Source organism: Myxosarcina sp. GI1 (assembly GCF_000756305.1).
Taxonomy (GTDB): domain Bacteria; phylum Cyanobacteriota; class Cyanobacteriia; order Cyanobacteriales; family Xenococcaceae; genus Myxosarcina.
The window spans coordinates 1-20,014 of sequence record NZ_JRFE01000063.1; the positions used below are offsets into that span (position 1 = coordinate 1).

30 protein-coding genes and 1 pseudogene are annotated in these 20,014 nt (G+C 39.3%); 18 read left to right on the forward strand and 13 right to left on the reverse strand.

Features of this window, described 5'->3' with window-relative positions:
* A partial coding sequence (locus KV40_RS31120; protein ID WP_036489586.1) for a plasmid replication protein, CyRepA1 family occupies window positions 1–2,784 on the forward strand: 2,784 nt, incomplete at its 5' end.
* 84 nt (window positions 2,785–2,868) lie between these two features.
* Window positions 2,869–3,249, forward strand: a complete 381-nt coding sequence (locus tag KV40_RS31125) for a hypothetical protein (RefSeq protein WP_036489589.1) — start codon at window positions 2,869–2,871, stop codon at window positions 3,247–3,249.
* Window positions 3,250–3,595: 346 nt separating this feature from the next.
* Here KV40_RS31125 and KV40_RS35500 read toward each other — a convergent pair whose 3' ends face one another.
* Window positions 3,596–3,874, reverse strand: coding sequence for a hypothetical protein (locus KV40_RS35500; protein ID WP_036489523.1), 279 nt, complete (start codon window positions 3,872–3,874; stop codon window positions 3,596–3,598).
* 90 nt (window positions 3,875–3,964) lie between these two features.
* On the opposite strand from KV40_RS35500, the gene KV40_RS31135 reads away from it, so the two are divergent.
* Window positions 3,965–4,393, forward strand: coding sequence for a hypothetical protein (locus KV40_RS31135; RefSeq protein ID WP_156114277.1), 429 nt, complete (start codon window positions 3,965–3,967; stop codon window positions 4,391–4,393).
* Between the two features lie 310 nt (window positions 4,394–4,703).
* Here KV40_RS31135 and KV40_RS31140 read toward each other — a convergent pair whose 3' ends face one another.
* Entirely contained in the window at window positions 4,704–4,934 is a 231-nt protein-coding gene (locus KV40_RS31140; protein ID WP_036489597.1) for a Rho termination factor N-terminal domain-containing protein, read from the reverse strand.
* A gap of 20 nt (window positions 4,935–4,954) precedes the next feature.
* Window positions 4,955–5,161: a hypothetical protein gene (locus KV40_RS31145; RefSeq protein ID WP_036489599.1), complete on the reverse strand. Its 207-nt coding sequence runs from the start codon at window positions 5,159–5,161 to the stop codon at window positions 4,955–4,957.
* 67 nt (window positions 5,162–5,228) lie between these two features.
* Here KV40_RS31145 and KV40_RS35505 point away from each other — a divergent pair, with 67 nt between their 5' ends.
* Window positions 5,229–5,396 carry a hypothetical protein gene (locus tag KV40_RS35505; RefSeq protein WP_156114278.1) on the forward strand — a complete coding sequence of 56 codons (168 nt, stop codon included), beginning with the start codon at window positions 5,229–5,231 and terminating at the stop codon, window positions 5,394–5,396.
* 38 nt (window positions 5,397–5,434) lie between these two features.
* Here the strand turns inward: KV40_RS35505 and KV40_RS31150 are convergent, their stop codons facing one another.
* The 3 genes from KV40_RS31150 to KV40_RS31160 all read right to left on the reverse strand — a co-directional run bounded on the left by KV40_RS31150 (window position 5,435) and on the right by KV40_RS31160 (window position 6,795).
* Window positions 5,435–5,692, reverse strand: a complete 258-nt coding sequence (locus tag KV40_RS31150) for a hypothetical protein (RefSeq protein ID WP_036489602.1) — start codon at window positions 5,690–5,692, stop codon at window positions 5,435–5,437.
* A 246-nt stretch (window positions 5,693–5,938) separates the two neighbouring features.
* On the reverse strand, window positions 5,939–6,337 hold the full coding sequence (locus KV40_RS31155) for a hypothetical protein (protein ID WP_036489605.1): 399 nt from the start codon (window positions 6,335–6,337) through the stop codon (window positions 5,939–5,941).
* Window positions 6,338–6,510: 173 nt separating this feature from the next.
* Window positions 6,511–6,795, reverse strand: a complete 285-nt coding sequence (locus tag KV40_RS31160) for a hypothetical protein (RefSeq protein ID WP_036489607.1) — start codon at window positions 6,793–6,795, stop codon at window positions 6,511–6,513.
* Between the two features lie 204 nt (window positions 6,796–6,999).
* On the opposite strand from KV40_RS31160, the gene KV40_RS31165 reads away from it, so the two are divergent.
* The gene (locus KV40_RS31165) at window positions 7,000–7,191 is read left to right on the forward strand and encodes a hypothetical protein (protein ID WP_036489609.1); all 192 of its coding nucleotides are present in this window, start codon (window positions 7,000–7,002) and stop codon (window positions 7,189–7,191) included.
* Between the two features lie 184 nt (window positions 7,192–7,375).
* On the opposite strand, the gene KV40_RS32860 is transcribed toward KV40_RS31165, so the two are convergent.
* A complete protein-coding gene (locus KV40_RS32860; protein ID WP_052056136.1) occupies window positions 7,376–8,083 on the reverse strand; it encodes a GIY-YIG nuclease family protein in 708 nt (235 codons plus the stop codon).
* A gap of 434 nt (window positions 8,084–8,517) precedes the next feature.
* On the opposite strand from KV40_RS32860, the gene KV40_RS31175 reads away from it, so the two are divergent.
* Genes KV40_RS31175 through KV40_RS31190 form a run of 5 tightly spaced genes read left to right on the forward strand, consistent with a single transcriptional unit; the run spans window position 8,518 to window position 10,355 of the window.
* Window positions 8,518–9,120: a ParA family protein gene (locus KV40_RS31175; RefSeq protein WP_156114280.1), complete on the forward strand. Its 603-nt coding sequence runs from the start codon at window positions 8,518–8,520 to the stop codon at window positions 9,118–9,120.
* A complete protein-coding gene (locus tag KV40_RS31180) occupies window positions 9,120–9,506 on the forward strand; it encodes a hypothetical protein (protein ID WP_036489613.1) in 387 nt (128 codons plus the stop codon). The genes KV40_RS31175 and KV40_RS31180 overlap by 1 nt, the downstream gene beginning before the upstream one ends.
* A 60-nt stretch (window positions 9,507–9,566) precedes the next feature.
* Complete coding sequence (locus tag KV40_RS35510; RefSeq protein WP_156114281.1) at window positions 9,567–9,704, forward strand: hypothetical protein; 138 nt, start codon at window positions 9,567–9,569, stop codon at window positions 9,702–9,704.
* 10 nt (window positions 9,705–9,714) lie between these two features.
* Entirely contained in the window at window positions 9,715–9,927 is a 213-nt protein-coding gene (locus KV40_RS31185; protein WP_216595778.1) for a DUF4160 domain-containing protein, read from the forward strand.
* Window positions 9,928–9,932: 5 nt separating this feature from the next.
* The gene (locus KV40_RS31190) at window positions 9,933–10,355 is read left to right on the forward strand and encodes a DUF2442 domain-containing protein (RefSeq protein WP_036489619.1); all 423 of its coding nucleotides are present in this window, start codon (window positions 9,933–9,935) and stop codon (window positions 10,353–10,355) included.
* Between the two features lie 41 nt (window positions 10,356–10,396).
* Here the strand turns inward: KV40_RS31190 and KV40_RS31195 are convergent, their stop codons facing one another.
* The 4 genes from KV40_RS31195 to KV40_RS31210 all read right to left on the reverse strand — a co-directional run bounded on the left by KV40_RS31195 (window position 10,397) and on the right by KV40_RS31210 (window position 12,722).
* Window positions 10,397–10,768, reverse strand: coding sequence for a hypothetical protein (locus KV40_RS31195; protein ID WP_036489622.1), 372 nt, complete (start codon window positions 10,766–10,768; stop codon window positions 10,397–10,399).
* On the reverse strand, window positions 10,734–11,909 hold the full coding sequence (locus tag KV40_RS31200; RefSeq protein WP_052056137.1) for an NACHT domain-containing NTPase: 1,176 nt from the start codon (window positions 11,907–11,909) through the stop codon (window positions 10,734–10,736). Before KV40_RS31200 ends, KV40_RS31195 begins: the two co-directional genes overlap by 35 nt.
* A gap of 131 nt (window positions 11,910–12,040) precedes the next feature.
* Entirely contained in the window at window positions 12,041–12,439 is a 399-nt protein-coding gene (locus KV40_RS31205; protein ID WP_036489624.1) for a type II toxin-antitoxin system HigA family antitoxin, read from the reverse strand.
* Complete coding sequence (locus tag KV40_RS31210) at window positions 12,423–12,722, reverse strand: type II toxin-antitoxin system HigB family toxin (protein WP_036489626.1); 300 nt, start codon at window positions 12,720–12,722, stop codon at window positions 12,423–12,425. Before KV40_RS31210 ends, KV40_RS31205 begins: the two co-directional genes overlap by 17 nt.
* A gap of 141 nt (window positions 12,723–12,863) precedes the next feature.
* On the opposite strand from KV40_RS31210, the gene KV40_RS31215 reads away from it, so the two are divergent.
* Window positions 12,864–13,721, forward strand: a complete 858-nt coding sequence (locus tag KV40_RS31215) for a tyrosine-type recombinase/integrase (protein ID WP_036489628.1) — start codon at window positions 12,864–12,866, stop codon at window positions 13,719–13,721.
* A 127-nt stretch (window positions 13,722–13,848) separates the two neighbouring features.
* Here the strand turns inward: KV40_RS31215 and KV40_RS31220 are convergent, their stop codons facing one another.
* Window positions 13,849–14,382 (reverse strand): hypothetical protein, encoded by a 534-nt coding sequence (locus tag KV40_RS31220; RefSeq protein ID WP_036489631.1) that lies wholly within the window; start codon window positions 14,380–14,382, stop codon window positions 13,849–13,851.
* Between the two features lie 119 nt (window positions 14,383–14,501).
* On the opposite strand from KV40_RS31220, the gene KV40_RS31225 reads away from it, so the two are divergent.
* The 6 genes from KV40_RS31225 to KV40_RS31255 all read left to right on the forward strand — a co-directional run bounded on the left by KV40_RS31225 (window position 14,502) and on the right by KV40_RS31255 (window position 18,191).
* Window positions 14,502–15,053 (forward strand): hypothetical protein, encoded by a 552-nt coding sequence (locus KV40_RS31225; RefSeq protein WP_156114282.1) that lies wholly within the window; start codon window positions 14,502–14,504, stop codon window positions 15,051–15,053.
* A gap of 253 nt (window positions 15,054–15,306) precedes the next feature.
* Complete coding sequence (locus KV40_RS31230) at window positions 15,307–16,194, forward strand: Abi family protein (protein WP_036489636.1); 888 nt, start codon at window positions 15,307–15,309, stop codon at window positions 16,192–16,194.
* 63 nt (window positions 16,195–16,257) lie between these two features.
* Window positions 16,258–16,512 carry a hypothetical protein gene (locus KV40_RS31235; protein ID WP_036489637.1) on the forward strand — a complete coding sequence of 85 codons (255 nt, stop codon included), beginning with the start codon at window positions 16,258–16,260 and terminating at the stop codon, window positions 16,510–16,512.
* Window positions 16,513–16,947: 435 nt separating this feature from the next.
* Window positions 16,948–17,406, forward strand: a complete 459-nt coding sequence (locus KV40_RS31245) for a hypothetical protein (RefSeq protein WP_036489641.1) — start codon at window positions 16,948–16,950, stop codon at window positions 17,404–17,406.
* A gap of 15 nt (window positions 17,407–17,421) precedes the next feature.
* Window positions 17,422–17,739, forward strand: coding sequence for a hypothetical protein (locus KV40_RS32865; protein ID WP_052056138.1), 318 nt, complete (start codon window positions 17,422–17,424; stop codon window positions 17,737–17,739).
* Entirely contained in the window at window positions 17,736–18,191 is a 456-nt protein-coding gene (locus KV40_RS31255) for an HNH endonuclease (protein ID WP_036489643.1), read from the forward strand. The genes KV40_RS32865 and KV40_RS31255 overlap by 4 nt, the downstream gene beginning before the upstream one ends.
* Window positions 18,192–19,079: 888 nt before the next feature.
* On the opposite strand, the gene KV40_RS35515 is transcribed toward KV40_RS31255, so the two are convergent.
* The gene (locus KV40_RS35515; RefSeq protein ID WP_156114283.1) at window positions 19,080–19,229 is read right to left on the reverse strand and encodes a hypothetical protein; all 150 of its coding nucleotides are present in this window, start codon (window positions 19,227–19,229) and stop codon (window positions 19,080–19,082) included.
* Window positions 19,230–19,351: 122 nt separating this feature from the next.
* Here KV40_RS35515 and KV40_RS31260 point away from each other — a divergent pair.
* Window positions 19,352–20,014 (forward strand): annotated as a pseudogene (locus tag KV40_RS31260) (hypothetical protein); the annotation flags it as partial.

Consider the following 20,014-nt stretch of genomic DNA (forward strand, 5'->3'; position numbering starts at 1 on the left):
GGCGGTCACTTTAGAGGTAGCCCCGAACAGCTAGCCGAAATAGTAAAAGGTCACGATAAGTTTGCCATAGTTCCCGATGCTGGTGATGTTATTAACACTCAGGTAATGCTCCGTTGGCGACGATTGGTAGAACATCTAGAACCGTTCGAGCTACCAATTTACTTTTTGTGGTGGGGACAAGTTAGCAAACGCGAACACCAGGATATTGATGAAATTGATTCGCAAACTTTTTCTCAAGCTGAATATTTAAACCCAGAACAATTTTTCGCTTTAGCCAAGAAAAAACAGTGGGTGAAAAAGCAATGGGACGGTTGGAAAACCTACAAAAAATTCACGCCACAGATAAAGATCGAGAAGCAATTTGTCGAATTTGGTTTACCTCAGAAAAATACTATTACCTTTATCAAGTCGGGATTGGGAACAGGTAAAACTACGCTGTTAATTAAGCTCTTAAAACAGCTAGAAGAGAAAGGAATTATTAGTTTAGGATATCGTAATACTTTATTACTACAATTTAATGAAAAAGCTAAAAAACTCGGCTTCTATCATCTGCAAAATGATAAAGACCTTGAAAGTTTTAATTTAGCCGATCCGACAATTAACGTATCTAACTGTGTCGATAGTTTGCCTTACTACAAACCAGAACAGTTTGACGGCAAAATAATAGTAATTGATGAGATTGTTTCGGTACTCAAGCATCTATTGTTTTCTAAAACTATTAGAGATTTTGAACGAGTAAAAGATTTGTTTACCGAAATGGTTAGACGCTGCGATCGCTTAATTTGTCTCGATGGGTTTGTGCAAGATTGGGCGGTTAAATTCTTTAAAGAACTATGTCCCCCCAAACAGATAGTCACCATCGAAAATATCTACCAGGGCGACAAAGCTCAAATCTATTTACTTCAAGGGACAATCGATCTTGACGAAAAGCTAAGAGCTAATGACAATACGCCTTGGCTAGAGAAACTTTTAAATAATAGCGTTTGCCCTGCTATTTGTAGCGACTCTCAGGCATTCTGTGAAGCGATCGAGAATTTATTAGTTAAACAAGGAAGACGCGGTATTAGAGTAGATTCTAAGACTGTTTCCGACAAGCAAGTTAAAGATTTTTTCAAAAATCCCGATCGCTGGATTAAAGAGAATAAACCAGAATACGTTATTTATTCGCCTAGTGCCGAATCGGGTTTAGATATTCCAACTAAGAGTTATTTTACCGAGCATTTTGCATTTTTCTTTGGGCGATTAGATATAGATAGCTGTATTCAGATGTTAGGGCGGATTCGCGATATTAACGTGCCTAAGTACGTTTGGTGTAAAAGGTTTATTCTGTCCGAAGAAGTCAAACGCCGTCCTTCTAATCTTGAGAGCATTCAAGCAGATAGAGCGCGATCGCTGATGGCGGAGTTGCACTTAGTAATTGAAGATGGAGTCAACCTTTCTAAAGAACAGATAATCTCTCAAATCCAAGAGATACATTCTTCTAACCTCGACCCCTACACGACCGCAGCCGATACCTGTACTGCAATTCGCAACCACGAATTTAGCAACTACCGAGAATGTCTGGAGCGACAGCTAACAGACAATGGTTATCCCGTCGAAGCTGTAACCTTAAAATCGTTAGATAACAGAAAAGCGATCGCACTTCAGGAAAAAGAGGCTAAAACCGAAGTCAAACAGCAAAACGCTAACGATATTTACACCGCCAGCGATCGCTATATCGGTCAAGAGCAAGTCAAACTTAACTTTGATAGTAGTTGGGAAACTCGCTGCGCGGTAACGAAAGCGATCTTAGTCTCACAGCTTCCCGATATCAATCGAGATCCCGTCTGGAGTCCTGAGTTTATCAAGCTGGTGAAGTACGATAAGCCAAACCTAATCAAGCAGACCGAGCTTTACTATCTGCTAGACAATCCCGACCTTGCCAAACAATTATCGCTTTTAAAATATAACAGCATATTTAATCGAGGTAAGATTGCCGCACCCTGGAAGCTCCGACAGAATTATCTCAAAGTCAAGGCACTAAGAGATGTCGGCATACACAATTTTTACCAGAAAGCGATCGCCGACCCCGACTTCACCTTTCAAGCTAACTCGCCAGAAGTAATAGCAATCATAAACAAATGCCGACGGCGCAAAAACAAAGATGTGTTGGGAATGCCTGGCAAAGACCCGATTAAGTTTGTTAATAGATTACTGCGCTCTGTTGGAATAAGTGTGCGATCGCGAAAAGTTAAGCAAGAGGGCAAGGTAGGTTCGATTTATTTTATCGACCGCGAACATCTTTTTACTCAGGAGAGGCTAGCCATTTTTAAAGCCATTAAGTTGAAGTACGCTCAGAAAATTCAGAGCAAAAAAGAGCCGCTTGAGTGGGTAGTAGGAGAGCAAAATTTCTCTCAAAATACTCAGTTTAAAAATCGCGGTCAAGAAATCGCTCAAACTACTGCTATACATAGTTTAGATGTGGTTGCAGATTACCATCAAAATTATATAAATAATAGTGCCATCTGCAACCTCTCAACCAGCGATCGAACATTAGCTAATTTACCTATCAACATGCACATTACAAACCAATTACAAACCACTTTGGATAGTCCCGAATCGATCGCCGATCTCACCTGGATGCTGTCGATGTTAGAGGATGCTAAAGCACTAGCCGAGCTTCAGACGATACCAGAGTTTACCAGCAAAAGGCTAAATCGTGCCGCTAAACAATTGTCGTTAAGTAAGCGGCGACAAATACAGAGATGGGCGATCGAGAATCAACAGCGTAAAGCGTCGGCATAACCAACAATTTTGGTTTGGTGGCAATTGCTACTGACACTAAGTTTGACGCGATCGCGTTTCAAAAAAATAATTACGGAGGTACTTATGGGCGAAGCGAAAAGAAGAAAGAAACTAGAGCCAAATTTCGGCAAAATCCCTAAAAAGGTTATGGAACTTGCTGATTTGATTCGACGTACTAAAGAAAAGGGAGCGTTTGTGTTTTTTTTTACTGAAGATGAAGAGATTGATTGCCAAGACAGGGGGTTTGTAAACGAAAATTTATTCTATGTTGGGTGTGAGCTTCATTACCTTAGAAAACCCGATAACTGTTGGTTTGTTTTAAGGCGACAGTTTAAAAATACAGATTTTTTAAGACAGCGTTTTATCATTGCTACGTCGGAAAGCTCCGATAATCTGTATTTTAGGAGGTTGAATTTGCCAACTTTAACCGAAGAATTAGCAACTTTTATGAAAAAACGGAAATGAAAAAACATTTACTTAAGTGGCAATCAGGCGATCGCCCGCTGTTTGGCAACAATGCCAATCTTAAAACCGCTTAATTTGCGCTTTGAGTAAATTGCTCAAAGCGGTGTGAGTAAAATGCTCAAAGCTATCTTATATATAAAAAGAACATTAATAAATAACTACTGAGGAGAAAAATTTTAAATTCAATTTTGGTAGCCAAGAGCAATTGGCGATTATTTTTATTGCTACTTAAAAATGTTCCGCAGCCGCGATCGCTAAAGCGGCTTTATTTTGCCCGTATTGGCTTTAGATTGCGATTGAGGGTAAAGGTAGCGTTAATTTGTTTTTCAGTTGCTTATGGCTCATTTTAGAGGGTATAGGTTGCCGCAGTAGATGTTTCTTTAGCTGCGATTTTTTTAGCTGGAGTAGTAAGGCGATCGCTTGTCAGTAACGATAAGCGATCGCGGCTATCCTCTCCCAAACGACAAACATAGTTGCTTTTAAAACACCAGTTTCGCTCTGCGGTAAGCCAACGGTCAAAAAACAAGCGGGACGAATCGGGACGGGTTAACAGGCAGCAATGTAAATTGCTGCCTGAAACTATTGAAAAATCATCATGGGAATAATTGAAATAGCAAAAAATCAAAAACTTTCGTCGGTATAGCGACAAACAAACTGAACAATCATGAAAAAAAAATCCAAGGTAGCCGACACGATCTCTCGCACTGCCAAGAGCATGGAATTGATCTTCGATGGCTCCTCGAAAGCCGAGGAAATAGCCGCCGAGTTAAAAGCGGGGTTGCAACAAATCAAGCAGAGCAACTTGCAAGACGTAGAGATGATGCTTTGGGCGCAGGCTCAACTACTTTCGGCTTTAGGGGAGCAGTTTACCACCAAAGGGTATGTCCTAATAATGGATGCGCGCATAATGCAGTGCGCCCCCGATTTAGCACCTAAGCTACTCGGTCTGGGCTTGCGATCGCTCGAACAATCTCGCAAAACGCTGAAGGTTCTAGCCGATATCAAGCACCCTAAACGTACTACTTTTGTCAAGAATCAATTAAATCAACTATCTTTAGGAGAATCAAAAAATGCCACGCTGGACGGAAAAATCGCGCCAAGCGCAGAGACAGAGGTGTTTGTGCCTGAACCCCTGGAGATATAGCACGGGTCCTAATACACCACAGGGTAAACAAGTATCGTCGCTTAATGCCGTAAAACATGGATTTAGATCGCGAGAATTTATTGAAGCCCGAAAGCGGTCGAGGCAAGAGCTTAAACAGTTAAAGCAAGCTTTAGATGAGTTGGAAACTATAAATCTAAACGAATTATTGTCACGCCCACCATTAAAGAATTAGAAACCAAGGAGCTACAAAATGGTTCGCCGCATCACCCTTGAAATTAACCTGGAAGGTGGAAACCGTACCGCAAGAGAAGTAAGAGCGATCGCCCGTCTGTGCTAACTGTCTCGGTAGCTAACAAAGCTTGGCTATCAATACGTTTTGCAGATCGTATTTCTTCAGCCTATTTACGCCTTGGATACCGTATTCTTGAGCTAAAGCGAGCAACTCTTTTTTAGTGGCAAATGGAATCGAGTTGAGGCGTTGGCGGCGATCGCAAGCTGCTTTGATTCCTTTAATTATTGGGCAGTAAAAGAAGAATACGGGCAGTAAATATAAAATAATAGTAAATATAGTGTTTTCCATAATCTGTAGCGGTAATCAAGTTAAATATTGTTATTAGAAAATAGTTGAATTAATTCCCAATCGAGGCGATCGCATTTAGCAAAAAAGCCGAGCATATCGCTCTCGCTGTCGGTTTGAGCGATAAATCCTGCGAGTTCATCGATCCCGCAATCCCAAAGATCGTCGGTAGCGTTAAATTCTTGGGGATAGCCGAGAGTTTGAATGGTTTGTAAATAAATAGCGAACATGAGAAAAACCTCCTGAAAAGAGTAGCGGTTGTGCGTGGCGGGTTAAAAACCCTGTCGCATCTCGTTGATGTTCGATTGCTCTCGTCATCAAATACTACAGGCTTCACTTCGAGCGTACTGTCGTATCTCCCTCCTCATCCCGTTAGGGGTAGAGCTTCCAGGTTGCGCTGGGGCGATGGCTGGAGAGCTTGCCAACGCTTTAAGAGGCAAACCCCATCGGCTATATACAATATAACTTTTGTTACGGTAACTAGCAGGTATTTTACGAAAATTTTATTGAGCTTTACGCTTTCTTAATCTGTAACGCCGTTGGCGGATACGATCACCTGTCTTTTTGTCGGGATATTTTTTAGGTCTACCACCTTTAGATTTTGCAAGCTTCTGATACTCTATTTTTAAAGGATTGTCATCGGGTAATTTATTAAATTTTTCGCTTAAGCTCTGCCTGGTAATGTTTTGCGATCGCGCTGCTGCGGCTACGCTGCCATAATGCTCGATTAATAAAAGCCAATCTTTTAAAGAAATAGTCATAACGTCAACCGTAAGGCATGTAACGATAGTTTAATCTGGCTCTAGTAGTTCGACAAGCTAAAAGGTGCAAACGCCAGAATAGTACATAATTATTAGTTGCGATTGCAGATATGAAAGTTGGCTCGCTTCCCCCAAATTCTGTATACTCTCTCGAAAACGCGATCGCCAATCTTATCTGTCCTTTGGGCGATCGCCGTCGTAGATTTAAGCCAGAACGGGAATTAGTTTTTAGGTGTCAGTTGCCGTCTAATTATTTTTGTCAATCCAAGTATCGATGTAAACATCATCTTTAATGGATTTTCTGATGCCATAGCAGTCTTTACCTTTTTTGTTGGTATTACTTACTCTTTTCCTAAAAGCTTCTTTAGGCAACGGAACTTGAGGTTGTTTTGTTTGCGAATCTTTTATCGTCAATCCTCGTGCTACGGCTCTTTTTATTGCCTCTCCGCTAAATATTTCTTCAGCTTTATCAGCAGCGATCGCAAAATTATATTTACCATAAAGCATTTTATCTTCAAAATCGGGCTTATTTTGCGCTCTATCGGCTTTTATACTTTGCAAGATAGATTCATCGTTTAATTGTGTTTCAGTGGCTTGTGGCTCTATTTCGGAGGGGTTAGTTTCTAAAGATTTGTTCTCAGGCATGATTGTGCTGGGCAAAGCGGTAGTGTCGTTCGTTTTACCCTTAGTTACGTTACTATCACTTTCTGTATTATCGGTTTGTGTCTGAGAGTTTTTTCCTGGTGCGATCGCTGCTGACTCTGTGTTGTCATTATTGATATTGGTTAGCGATGTTTGTTGTTCTTGCCTAGTCGCTTCTAGGCTAGCGACTTTGACGCGATCGCTTTAATAAAATCATCATCGTTCAACAAATTGTTAAACCGCTCGTTAAACTTATGTTCGACAATTTGTTCTACATCTTGTGGTTTAAAAGATTCGGTGTTGTCATTTCCCAATCCCTTATTAATTAACTCGATTAAAGTAGCGGTAATATCAAACTCTTGACTTTCACTGTTTTCTTTTGGGAACTTATCTCGTCCATACCAAGATATTTTCTCCCATAGCTCCTGAGAAATTCTTAATCCTACTGCTTTCGGTTTCATTGTTTAACAAACGTAAAAACTAGGTATAACAACATTGTAAAACAATTTGTTTAATTTCTGTTATACAAAAGTTATTTTGTTAAACGTTTGTTTGTCATTTGTTAAACAACATTTTATAATACAAATATAGACAAGCAAAAAGGCGGTTCCACCGACCAAAGCAGTACCGCCTTATTGCGTCATTAAAGACGAGGAAATTCTAACATGAAGTTAATTCAAGCTACAGATACCAAAACAGCCGAACTTAAAGCGATTATCACTACAACTAACTGCGGCAGTTGTCCTTACGCTATACCTACCAGGATCTCTCAAGTTTTTTACGAATGCTCGTTGTTTGGGGGATTAGTGAAAGCAGAATATCCTCCCTGTGGCGCAATACAGCACAGTCAGAATTAATTACTAAAGCAGTGTCAGGAGCGATCGCGCTACTCAATGTAAATTTAACCTCTAACAATTAAAGCGATCGCGCTTGGTACGGGCGCTCGCCAAGAACAGATAACTCAAAACCTCGCTGCGCGCACGGACGCTTTAGGCAATTTATCCGCCAGATACGACTGTATTTTGATGAAGTAAATCGGAATTATTGAGGCTTTAAATAAGACTTGAGTTCTCCTTCAAACTCAAACCATTCTCCTCTTATACTCAGCTCTTTAAATTTAAGGTGTAGTTGCTGCTCTAGCTCGATTGCACTAGATTGATTGGGACATTCAATATAAGCCAGAGGAGTGATGAGATAGGGATTGCCAATCTGTAAGCTAACTAATCTTTTAGCTAAATCTCTAGCTATACCGATTTTTACGGCGTTGGCTTGTTGGCAATACATAAAATAAACGTTATAGGCAGCATGATGACCATGACGGTTATTTGTTCTAGCACCATCTAATCTATACCATGCCCGATTTGTCTTTACTTTAGCGTCACTACTAGCCCAGTGTTTAACAAAGTAAAGAATGGCTTTTAGAGTAGTATCCTGAATAGCAAGCAGTTCGAATTCTACCCCGTGACTATACACTGTAAAACGTTTAGTTTTACGGCATAAAACGCTTTCGTAAGATTCCTTTCCCTTGGCTTCTGGAGGTGACTGTATGCCACAGTGAACTGCAAAGGCTTCTGTTACCATTACTTCAGTACACCAACTAGGTTTATCGGGGTATTTAGGTGTAACAAATACTTTAAATTGAACGTCTTTATCTAGTTTGAGTTTTTCAGCTAGCTTGATTGAAGCGTAATACTTAGAACTAATTCGGTTTGAGTTGTCTACATACTGTAGCTTTAAGTCTTCTTGCATTGAAGTCAATTTTAAACTAAATTTTATTTGTTGCTTTTAGATGCAACGACCCAAAATTATTGCCCTGATTAAGACTAGATTATTTGAAACACCATTTAATTTAGCTAAAAAGAAAACAAGTTAGCGCGCTTGTTTGCTAACTTGCCTCAGATCTCTGCTACACCTCAACTTAGGTGTACTTTTTCAACCTAACAAAAATCCTCAAACTTTTAAGTTATGTAGCTGCGGTTAAAAACTGCTAAACGTTTGCAGCGAATAAAGGATTCATGACTGAAGCGAGCGCTGCAAGGTTTAGCTAACAGATTTTACAGTACATTACTTTACATTTCAATACAATTAAACTCAATTTACTTTTGTTTGTAGTCGAAATCAATGCTAAAAATGTCGGTGTAATTAACTTTTGTACTTTTAACTTCAATACATTACTTTACAACATGAGCAATACGTTAATAGCAATATCAGGAGACAAAGGAGGGGTAGGAAAGAGTTCACTTACAGCGTTGCTGTCAGAGTGGATGCTCTACTGTGGAAGGCAAATAAAAGTGGTTGATGCAGATCCCAATCAGACTACTCAAACCTGGATAGACAAATGTTCGGAGATGGGAAGACAAATTAGCAGCAGCCAAGCAAATATAACCATTGTCGATACGGCAGGGACGAGCGGATCTAGCTTAATTAAATACATCAGGAATGCCGATCTAATTATCGTTCCATTCAAGCCACATATAGCGGACTTAGAAGTAGTGATTGGTTGGTTTTTGTCCGTCAAGGCGACTCTTCAGGAGAAAGTAGCGTTTGTCCCCAACATGCTATCTAAAACTAAGGAACAAGCAGCAGGAGTGGAAGAAGCTCGAAAAATTGTAGCCGAAGAAGGGAACGGAATAATTTTGCCTGGTTTGGTCGAGCGAAAGGCAGTTTATCCTCCGTTACTTAACGGCAGTGCAACTAACTTTTTTGAAGGAAAGTTAGATCGCAATACTAGACAGGAAACAAAATTATTGTTAACTGAAATTGATAAAATTTTGGGCTTAAAGTAATGGATATAAAAGCTAAAGAGAAACAGAAATCAACCCGAAGTCAAAAAGTAGTAGAACAACCGCCAAACGAAAAAACAAAATCTTACTCTTACCCTATTACTATTCAATGCAATACACTTCTATACACTACAATGCAAAACAAGGTCGAAGCTATGCACGCAACAAGCGATTTTACTTATACTTCTGTAACCGATCTTATCCGAGCGGCAATAAAAGCTTATAAAGAGGGTATGGAGCTAACAGAATTGGAACAAAAAGGTAAAAAGAAGCAGACATCAATTCGCTTGGAAGAAAATACCTATAACTTTTATAAAGAGCTGCCCGATCAAATGAAGACTAAAATTATCGAAAGAGCTATTAGAACTTTTCTGAAGGAAAGAATTTAATCAAATGTCATTAAATAAAAAAAGTGTTAGAGGCATTGTTAACCAAGCTAGAGAAATTAATTGACGAAGAAGATTGATTTTTTAGTTATCGCGATCGCTGTAATGAACAGCGATCGCGACTCTCACCAGACAGACATAATATACAATCCTAAGCAGTTAGGTTTAAAATATAGTAATGGCTACTGTACTGAGGATTGATGGGTATGTTGTGAGGATCTGGTCAAACGATCATCTACCTCGTCATGTTCATGTATTTAAAGGTGACGGTGAATGCGTTATCAATCTTGTTGGTGCAGGTGGGCTACCCGAACTACGTGAGTTTTATAACCTGAAGCGAAAGGAAGTAGCTAAAGCAATAAGAATAGTAGCCGACAACCAACAGACGCTAATCGAAGCGTGGAATCAAATACACGGAGCATAGAGACAATGGCACAGTTAAGCGACCAGCAGATAGAGGCTCAGATCGACGCAGCGATCGCCCGAAGCGCAGAAATTGATGCAGTAGAACCGAGAGCTAATAGGGTAATATTCGACGATGGTAAGATTATTATTTACTTCAATAATGGTGCTACCTTCTCTTTTTTAATTGAATCGGTAGAAGCGATCGCTGCACTGCCAGCAGAAACATTAGCTACCGTCGAATTAACACCATCGGGTAAAGGATTGCGATGGGATGAGCCAGACATCGATTTAAGTATTCAGGGATTGTTGTTAGGCATATTTGGTAGCAACGTCTGGATGCAACAGATAGCAGCCAAAGGCGGTCAGTCTACATCGGAAAAGAAACGGGCAGCATCGAGAGCTAATGGTAAAAAAGGCGGTAGACCGAGAAAAGTTTCTTCAAAGTAGTCGCATCGGTGGTAAGTCTGAAGGTGCGAATTGAGTTAGTATCAAGTAGCTTCTCTAAAAGGCATGAGCATTCGCGATTCAATTTCCGACCAAGTTTTACTAGAGACTTTTACGGCTGCCTTTTTACATTCCACCATTAATAGATTGGCATAAAAATAATTATTTAATGTTTCTAATTCTTGCTTGGATAGATCGACCATTTCTGGTTTGAAATGGAAAGCATCGAGCCAGGTATTAACGCTTTGTTGGGCAAAAGTTCGTTGGACTTTTGTTCCTTCTTTCCTGTCGGGTATTTGCTTTTGGAGTTTTTCTAATAAATCTATTAGCTCTTCATAGTTAACATCATAAATTTGATATTCATTTGACCAATTAGTGTAGTCAAGAAAACAATTGATCTTCTTTAAAACCCTCATGAGCGATTTCTGCCAGCATCACCTTTTCTAAATCGGTATGCAATCCTTCATGGATCGGTTCTTGTTGAATCCGTTTCTCTGCTGCCCATTCTTCAAGTAATATATCCAATGCCTTGTTGTAAAGTCGGCTGCGAGTAGGGGGAAAGCTTTGTTTGCGATTGTAGACTAAGCAGAGAAAAGTCAACAATAAGGGAGTTTGGGCTAATTCTTTAGCTGCCTTATTGCTTTCGTGGTTGAGAGTCTCCCAGCATTTTTCTGCGGTTTGAGACTGTTTGTCGAGTTCGGTGCTAAACCAATTAGTAATAAACTGCCGAATTTGTTCGTCGTCAAAGTCGGCTAGCTCGATGACTTTAAAATCGTGTTGGAAATTACTGCGATATGCCGCAATGCGACAGGAAGCAACAAAACGGTTTGTCTCGTAGGAAGTAACCAGATTGTCAATCGCATTCATCACCGAGTTGGTAAACTCGTTGGGAACTTCATCTAAGCCATCCAGTAACACCAATAATTTACCTGCTTCTAAAGCTTTTGTAGCAAATTCTGGCGATGGAGGAAAACCAAAATGTTTAAACTCTTCGGCGATCGCCGCAATTAAATTGTCATTTTCTGTATCGAACTGTTTTAACTCCAACAGCACGGGAATTAGTTTATCTTGAAATTTTCCCGCTTCTTCTTTAAAAGCCTCTAGCCCCAAGCGTCTCAAGAAAGTAGACTTTCCCGCTCCAGGATTGCCCAAAACCATTAGATATTGATGATGCTGGGCGACGGTCAGACCGTCTTCGTTGCGACATTCTCCTCTTTGTAAGCGACGCAGTTGGCTATTGCGATAGCTTTCTTCCAAGTCGGGAAGGGTTTCAAAGTTACGAATACTCAATTTATTCAACACGCGAACTGGCGTATAAATCGATTCTAGAGCTACCCCTTGAGGCATTCCCAGCAGCCTGAGCAAACCATAGCGTTTTTGGTAGCGCTCTGCATACTGTTTGGAAGCCTGGTTAGCTTTACGTTTGTCACTAAGAACCTGAAAAGTACTACCACCTACTTTCTTAGCAATATCAAACAGAGTTCCTCCAATCCCCTTGGTAAAAGCTGACTCTACATCATCCACCGCACCGCCAATAAAAGATTTTTCTTGAGTCATGACAATCTATTTTCTCTAAAGATTAGCTAATTGCAAAGATTTTTTCTGACAATCGTAAGTTTAATGTAATTGATGAGTCCTACAACTGAACTAACTAAATTCTTCAAGAAAAATTACGAGCGATCGCCATTCTAAATAAACAATCCTGCATCAACTGAAAAAAATTCAGCTAAAGCTTTTGCCTGAGCTTTGCTAATACTGCGTTTACCATTAACTACTTCCGAAACAACCCCTCTCGAACCGATGACACCAACTAAGTTTTCCTGTTTGATATCGTTGGATTCCATTAGATGCAGCAGCATAGAATGAGGTGTACCTTCAGGAATCGGATAATTTTCTTCCTCAAATTTCTCAATTAAAGTAATCAATAGTTCGAGGATCGCATCTTCTTCTGGAGTACGATTGGCTTTGTGTTCTAACTCTTGAGCTAATTCAATAGCGCGCTCGTTCTCCGCTTCGGTTTCGATGACTTTGGGTTGATATTTAGCTAGTAACTGGGCGTAGTCTGAAGGATTAATAGTAAGGGTCATTTTTCCACCTGTCCTTGTCGTATTCGGCGTGAGTTAGAACGTACTTGATATAGATTCTTTGCTGCTCGTAAATAATATCGACAATTAACCGATAGCGATTGCCTTTGATGTTAAAGACGGTAAAGTTACCAACGGCTTCGGCTGTTTTATAAGTAGCCTGGACTTCGGTTAAATTCTGCCATTTAGCTTTACTAGCTACTCTGTACCAGTCGTAAAGGGCATCACAGGCATCGGCATGAGATTGACAATAATCTCGGAGAATCTTTCGACTAATGACGCGCACATCGATAAACTCGGTCTAGCTATACTTCTATATTCTCAATTTGAGAATAAAAGGTCAAGATTATTTATGCCAATTTTGATGGATAATAAAGTGCAACAAAATTAACAATATTGATGTACATTTTTCGATACTTATGTACTGATGAAGACCCAGAACAAAATTACTAATGCAACCAGCGATCGCCAGATAATTTTAATTTGGTTGCGGGATAAATCGGAGACGACAAGCGTTAGCTATCGCTCCACCGTCGAGAAATTTTTGGAATTTATCGGTAATAAACCGTTAGCGGAGGTGATGTTAGAAGATTTACAGCAGTGGCTCGACGGCTTGAAGCTCCGATTTAAACCTACCACGATTGCCAATAAAGTCCTAGTAATTAAGTCGCTGTTTAGCTTCTGCGCCAAGACGGGCTACTTGACTAATAACATCGGCAGCTTCCTCAAAACACCCAAGGCTAAAGAAACGATCGCCGAGCGGATTTTAGAGATTAATGATGTCAGAGGTTTGATTAAGTATGGAGTGAAGAACGAACGCGATCGCCTGATGCTGAGTTTGATGTACGGCTGTGGGTTGCGGGTGTCGGAAGTTATTAATCTAACCTGGAACGATTTGAGGAAGCATGGGCAAGGCGGTAAGGCTACCGTTTTTGGGAAGGGAAGTAAAACTAGAGTTGTTTTAATACCAGATAAGCTATGGCAGCAGCTAAAAGAGTTCGAGAAATACAACCGCGTTAATCAATATGTCTTTGTTAGTCGCAACGATAACAAGATGGAGCGGTCTGTGGTGCATCGGATGATAAAAAGAGCGTGTAAGCGAGCGAATATTGACGAGAGAGCTTCAAGTCATTGGTTGCGGCACTCCCACGCCAGTCATAGTTTAGAAGCTGGTTGTAATTTAAGGTTGTTACAACAAAGTCTTGGACACGCTAGTGTAACTACTACCGAAAGATATCTGCACATATCACCTGATGCTGGCAGTAGTCAGTTTATTGATTTTTAATTTAACCTTGAAAAGTCTGTTTATTTGTCACAATTTAATTAGCCAGAAGATAGTTTTAAAATATCATCTAGACTAAAGGTTATAAAAGTAGCAAATTAATTATTAACGATGCGATCGCTTTCATTAACTACTCGGCTTTTGCGTCTGGAGAAACTTGAACGGAACGAGTGTAGATTGCACCTCCCTCTGAATATTTGAAATCAATCTGTATATCGTGAATAGTTTTACCTTCTGGTATCAACGCTGTATCTCCCTGCGCGGTTTGGCAGTCATTGAGATCGAATTGGTCGAAAGCACAAACTCTGATGGCTATTGCGGGATGATCGAACCATTTACGAAATCCCCAAAATTTGTTTTCTATGTTCGTGGCGTGGCGTACTTTAAATGTTTGGTTGTTTATAACAGTAACAACTATCCATTCTTCGCGATCGCGATCGCCTGGTGAAAAAATACTGTTTTGATTTGCATTACCTATAGCCGCATCTCTCAAACGCATTTTATAGACTTTTTTTTGTTGCCCAGCACTGTTTGATTTGTCGATTAAGTATTCTCGTTGTCTTTGTTTCCACCAATTACAATCCTCCTCGTTTAAACCGCGAGAGCTACAGGCTCGATCGTAGTAATCATCGGATAGTTGGGCATTAACTTCTAAAACATTCAATAAAAAAATAGGTATTAGGAAAAGTAAATATCTGTACTTCACAAGCGATTTTTAGTTAGTTATTCGCCTACCATATTTGCCTGATAAGCTAGTAAAGAAAACGATCTCGATCGCTTAGGTTGCGTTTAGTAACAGAAATCTTCTATTTTTATGATGGTAAGCGATCGCCACAAGCAGTTATTAATTACGCTCTCGGTTTTGGGCATTATAACTATGAAAAGATAAACCGAAGCCCTGTTATGAAAAGTTTTCTCAAAGCCGTCAAAGACATAGTAGTTTATGGATTGTCTCTAACATTATTTTTTTCAATACTGCTGATGTCTTCAGTCGGAGTGTTTTTTGCAGTTATTAACTGGCCATTTTATTCCTACGAACACTTAAGCTCTTTTGTATCGGCTGTACATAGTCAAGCTCCTGTCGAACTTGAAATATCCTCATTTAACTTAGGTGCAAAGCCAGAGCTAGATAATTTTGTCTTAGCCTCTGGTAAATTGTACTGTGGTGCGAAAACTATCAATCAGCACGTAGCATTAGACAAATGGACAACTAGCTATATCGATGACGACGATATGGCTAAAGATTTTTTAAAGTCGATTTATCAAGACGCAAATATGTATCTATGTCCTACTAGTAGCGCAAAGTCAGCCTGGAGTGACCGAAATAATGTCTAAAAAAGCGGTCAGTGTGTAAATAGCTGTTTTAGTTCTCTTACCGCTTCATCAGGTTCGCTCTCAACCCCAATAATCTGCTTGATAGTGCCATCGCCCCTCGCTCGGAGTTACAGACAACTGCTATTCTTTATCTCTGGTTTCTGGTATAAAGTCTTGACAATATAAAAAAAAATGGGACAATGATTGTAACAACACCCCCCACGCCTAGCACTGAAGCGCACCCAGGGGGGTTACTCTTTTGCATAAGCTTTTGATGAAGTTTAATAAACCTCATCTCACTATAGAACAACAACTAGCATTACTAGAGAAGCGTGGCTTAATTGTTTCGGATCGCGAACGAGCAAAATATTATTTAGGACATCTAAATTACTATCGATTGTCGGGTTATTGGTATCCCTTTAAGCAAAGTCCTACGATAAATGAATTTCGTCCCAACACTTTTTTTGAAGATGTTCTCAACCTTTACATATTCGATCGCCAACTACGTTTGCTAATTTTAGATGCTATCGAACAAATTGAAGTTTCGGTGCGGGCAAAATGGGCATATTATTTGTGCGAAAAACATGGAGCGCACGCCCATCTAAACAGTAATCTTTTCAGTAATTATAAAAAACATCAAAACGCGATAGCCAGCCTCAAAAAGAGCGTGTCCAAAAGCCACGAAAGCTTTATATTGCATTTAACCAATACCTATGAGGAAACTTTACCACCACTATGGGCATTAGTTGAAATTATGACTTTCGGTCAACTTTCATACTGGTTTGAAATGCTAAAGTTTCGTTCGGATAGAAATGTAGTAGCCCGCGAATATGACATGGATGAAAAAAATTTTGGCTCGATTCTGCATCATCTAACAGTAGTCAGAAACAAATGCGCTCATCATAATAGATTGTGGAATTGTGAATTTACAATTATTCCAAAATTACCTAACAAACGACCCGCTATTGTTGTCAAAAGTCTCAATCCGAATCAAAGACGTAAAATATACAATACACTTGTAATTTTAATCTATTTATTATATTTAATAAATCCAAGTAATAATTGGAAAAATGAGTTTTTAGCGTTGACTAACAAACATAGAATTGACTTGAGCCAAATGGGATTTCCAAGTGATTTTGAAAGTCTAACAATTTGGCATTGAGTCAAAATACTTATAAAGTCATGTTCTGATTAAAACAAATTAAATAAAAGAACGAGGATAGCCGTGAACGACACCGAAAAGACCGATAATTCAAGCGATCGCCAAAAAGTCAAAGATGGCAATGGAAGAAAAAATCCAAAAAATATTAAGAATGGAGAAAATAACGATTTTTCAATTGCTACCGACCGCGAACGGCTCGCTCAAGAAAAAGTATACAAACTAAGCGATTTTGAAGCTACCCGCCGACTTAAAAAACTTTATGGAAAATACGGTGAGATTGCTGACAAAGTATCTAAAAATCCCAATTCTTTAGACTAATTAGAATATCCTTTTAAACTTATGAAAGACAAAAAAGAGCGACCCAAAATCCAAAACGGCAATTCCCAAGATTTTCTCGCTCGCATCAGCGACCCCAATTTATTTTTAGGCGATACCAAAAAGAAAAAGAACAAGAAAAAAAAAACAAGAGCTAACACTTGTTACTTTTTACATAAATTGTCGCTTACTTATTTCGCTTCGACTTCAATTAATTTGGGTCTGACAACTAATTTTATTCAAAATTCATACAACGAATCAATTTCTTTAAACTTTTAATACATTGTTTTATTTTGCATAATTTAGGATCGAAGCATAAATATGTGCTTTGATCGTTTGTGATTACTAATTATTGAGAGTAAAATTCGAGCGATCGGTAGCAACTAAGTAGCTTGATTAACTAGAGATATCAGTGATAAGTAATTACATAAGTAAATTATGGCTAAAGAAACAAAAACACCAGACATAACCGATGTCCTGAAACAGAGTTACGGCATCAATAAAAATATCACCGATACTCTGACTAAAAAACAAGCCGAAGAATTACTTAGCTTACTAGAAAATAACGAAACCGTACTGGCTTTTGCTAGGGCAATCGTTGCTAAAAACAACTGGCTTGCCAATAACAATCGCTCCTACGGAAGACAGCGCAAAGCAGCAGAAATAGAGTTAACTGCTCGAAGTGAAGAGCTAGAAGCTGAACGAGAAAAGAGTAACAATTTGAGTACGCAGATTTCTCAATTAAAGGAAGAATTCAATGCTTATGCTGCTAAATTTAACTTGGTTCTTAATGATTTTCACCAGCAACTAGTCAAAGATATGCTTTCTCGTAGCGAAATCATCTTGATAGTAGAAAAGTTGTTAAAAATACACTCGTCTCAAGTAAAAAAAATATAATTGGAGGCTGAAGGAATGAAAATCAAAGAAATTAAGGAACAAGTATACCAACTAAGTCAAACCAAATCTACTAAGCAACTAAAAAAAGAAAGAGCGGATTTGGTTAAAGGTAGAGATTTGCGTCGTAAACAAAGCTGGACATTAATATTTAATACTTTAAAAAGTATCAATGATTTTTATCAAGAAATAACCGACAAAGAGATAGACAAAAAATTTGGTTTTAAATTTACAGAAGCGCATAATTTTCAAGATTTAATGTCGAATATTGACGCTTTAGGAGACTTTTTTAGTTCTATTAAATCTAAGCTAGATAAACTAGAGAAGAACATATGAAAGAGAGTATAAAAGAACTAATTGCTGATATCGAGCAACTAGAAAAAGATTTCAAGTTGCTTAACTACAAGACCAAGCTTCTGTATAAAATCGAATATACCGAAAAAGTAACCGAAGGATATAACAAATGGCGTTTGGAGGCAAATGGCGGCTTGAGAGTTATCAAGGAGCAGCTAGAAAAACTTGATTACAAATGCCCTCTCTGTCGCGAATCTTTGCAAGAATCGACCGCCACTATCGACCATCTGCAACCAAAATCAAAGTATTTAGGTTTGGCAAACGCGCCCCAAAACATGCTAATAATGTGTCGCACCTGCAATTCAGCCAAAAACAACCGCGAATTTTTAGAATGGTATTCTAAAATCCCCTCAACCTGGAAAAATAGATTGTGCCAGGCGATCCGAGAAATACACGGTGACAGTAAATTAGTAGAGCTGGTTACTCCTAATTAAACGAAAACAATAAGTAGGTAGGCGTTAGACTAAGTAGGGCTGGTGACAACCTGGCTTAGTCTAACGCCTATTAGGTGTTAATTCTTCAGTTTGACCGCTTTTTCGCTCTCGCCGATACTAACTCCCCGCGCCAAAAGTGCCTCTATCTTGTCTCGTTTCTTGTTGCCTGCAATCTCGACTTCGAGGCTGTCGGCAATTAGCTGTAATTCCTTGTTGGTGTACTTATTTAGTTGCTCCTCGGTTAGAGGGGTATCGGCGATCGCGAACGTTTTCGCCCACTACTGCCCCACTTTTCTGGGGCAAATTATTTTTATTATGATGAGCGATCGCCTATCTTCTCACAAGGCAGTTGGGATAATGAAACTTGGTTAATAGTCGTTTTTTTCGTCCTGGACTGTCCTGGAAGAAATAACACTTTACCTTTAATACCATTTCTTTTAACGTCAAGTAGCTGTCAATTATTATCTAGCGATCGCATTTCCTAGCGCATCATTAAATACTGCGATTAAACAAAGCCATTAGTAGTTTGCACTAAATTAAGTACAAGATTACTATTTTTTTTCGTTAGACTGTAAAACAGCAAGCGATCGCATTGTATGCAATATCTTTACCAAAAATGGTCTTTACCAAAAACGGTCGAGAAATTACAATAATCGCAATCTAGTTTTGTAGAGTATATCTGCAAAACTAGTAGGTCAAACAATATTCGGGAATAGTCAAAGAAGAAAATGTTTTAGTTTTCTACTTGCTTTGTTTTAAGAGATCCTTCTAGAGTCTCTTGTCTGCTCTCGAAGTTTTTCCCACTTAAAGAGTTATGAAGGCGATTACCAGTCACCTTCTAAACAAGTTGGAAAACCAAAACCAACATAATTATTAAATTACTTACTCTTAAGGATAGCGGAAAAATCTACTAGATGAAAGCTCTGGCGATCGCCAAAAATTGCCAACTTTTACTAGCTCGAAATTACCATAAAGCAGCAGGAGACTCTCCAACACTAATTTGAGGAGAGTTAGATGAATAATGGTAATTGTTACCATAATAGCATAAATTTATGCAATTTAAATTTGCGATTGGCAAAGCTAGTGAGCAGAGGGCGATCGCCGCAGCTAGAGATTGCTTTTAGACATAGCTGTACCTCCAAAATGCAGGAGGTGGCAGCATGAGATTAAGAGATAATACGAGATTTTATCCTACAAGCCATCGCAACCCCTGCCCACTATGTAAAGACATTAGCGGCGACTGCCGAACGACACAGGGCGATTTAATTCTCTGTCACAGTTATATAAACAGCAATTCTGGTTTAGCTGGCTACAAATACATTAGACCTTCGGGTAATGGCGTTTGGGGCGTTCACATTCCAGATAACAGTACGGAGTTCGATCGCGAACAGTACGAGCAGAATAAAGAGCTAAGAGAAGCTCAGGAGCGCGATAAAGCCGCCTTTTTACGCGAACACGCCTTAGATGCCGATGGTAGAGATAAGGCAATTAGGAAAATAGCTCGTAAAGTAGGTTTGAGCAAACGCGATCGCCAGTCTCTCAAAGCTAGAGGACTGACCGATGAAATGATAGAGAACGGTCTGTTCTTTACCATCGAGCCTTACAAAACCTATTACTTTGACTTACCAGACAACCTACCAGGAATTAAGAAAGTAAACGGCGGCTGGCAGTTCGCCACTAAAGATACTGGTTACGCTTGCGTCATCTTTGATAAAGAAGGTAGAGCGAACGGTTGGCAGTTACGCCTACATGGAGTAACTGAAGGTAACAAATACAAGTGGGCTAAAAGCAATTTCTCGTCCAAGCTGCCAAACGGCGAACTG

Coding starts and splice junctions, on each gene's coding strand:
- KV40_RS35505 (WP_156114278.1), top strand. CDS start 5,229: ATGTTCGATTGCTCTCGTCATCAAATACTACAGGCTTCACTTCGAGCG.
- KV40_RS31255 (WP_036489643.1), top strand. CDS start 17,736: ATGAAAGAGAGTATAAAAGAACTAATTGCTGATATCGAGCAACTAGAA.
- KV40_RS32865 (WP_052056138.1), top strand. CDS start 17,422: ATGAAAATCAAAGAAATTAAGGAACAAGTATACCAACTAAGTCAAACC.
- KV40_RS32860 (WP_052056136.1), bottom strand. CDS start 8,083: ATGCAAGAAGACTTAAAGCTACAGTATGTAGACAACTCAAACCGAATT.
- KV40_RS31200 (WP_052056137.1), bottom strand. CDS start 11,909: ATGACTCAAGAAAAATCTTTTATTGGCGGTGCGGTGGATGATGTAGAG.
- KV40_RS31165 (WP_036489609.1), top strand. CDS start 7,000: ATGAAGTTAATTCAAGCTACAGATACCAAAACAGCCGAACTTAAAGCG.
- KV40_RS31150 (WP_036489602.1), bottom strand. CDS start 5,692: ATGACTATTTCTTTAAAAGATTGGCTTTTATTAATCGAGCATTATGGC.
- KV40_RS31155 (WP_036489605.1), bottom strand. CDS start 6,337: ATGCCTGAGAACAAATCTTTAGAAACTAACCCCTCCGAAATAGAGCCA.
- KV40_RS31175 (WP_156114280.1), top strand. CDS start 8,518: ATGAGCAATACGTTAATAGCAATATCAGGAGACAAAGGAGGGGTAGGA.
- KV40_RS31135 (WP_156114277.1), top strand. CDS start 3,965: ATGGAATTGATCTTCGATGGCTCCTCGAAAGCCGAGGAAATAGCCGCC.
- KV40_RS31190 (WP_036489619.1), top strand. CDS start 9,933: ATGGCACAGTTAAGCGACCAGCAGATAGAGGCTCAGATCGACGCAGCG.
- KV40_RS31145 (WP_036489599.1), bottom strand. CDS start 5,161: ATGTTCGCTATTTATTTACAAACCATTCAAACTCTCGGCTATCCCCAA.
- KV40_RS31230 (WP_036489636.1), top strand. CDS start 15,307: ATGAAGTTTAATAAACCTCATCTCACTATAGAACAACAACTAGCATTA.
- KV40_RS31195 (WP_036489622.1), bottom strand. CDS start 10,768: ATGAGGGTTTTAAAGAAGATCAATTGTTTTCTTGACTACACTAATTGG.
- KV40_RS31205 (WP_036489624.1), bottom strand. CDS start 12,439: ATGACCCTTACTATTAATCCTTCAGACTACGCCCAGTTACTAGCTAAA.
- KV40_RS31160 (WP_036489607.1), bottom strand. CDS start 6,795: ATGAAACCGAAAGCAGTAGGATTAAGAATTTCTCAGGAGCTATGGGAG.
- KV40_RS31180 (WP_036489613.1), top strand. CDS start 9,120: ATGGATATAAAAGCTAAAGAGAAACAGAAATCAACCCGAAGTCAAAAA.
- KV40_RS31125 (WP_036489589.1), top strand. CDS start 2,869: ATGGGCGAAGCGAAAAGAAGAAAGAAACTAGAGCCAAATTTCGGCAAA.
- KV40_RS31215 (WP_036489628.1), top strand. CDS start 12,864: ATGAAGACCCAGAACAAAATTACTAATGCAACCAGCGATCGCCAGATA.
- KV40_RS35515 (WP_156114283.1), bottom strand. CDS start 19,229: ATGGTAACAATTACCATTATTCATCTAACTCTCCTCAAATTAGTGTTG.
- KV40_RS31140 (WP_036489597.1), bottom strand. CDS start 4,934: ATGGAAAACACTATATTTACTATTATTTTATATTTACTGCCCGTATTC.
- KV40_RS31245 (WP_036489641.1), top strand. CDS start 16,948: ATGGCTAAAGAAACAAAAACACCAGACATAACCGATGTCCTGAAACAG.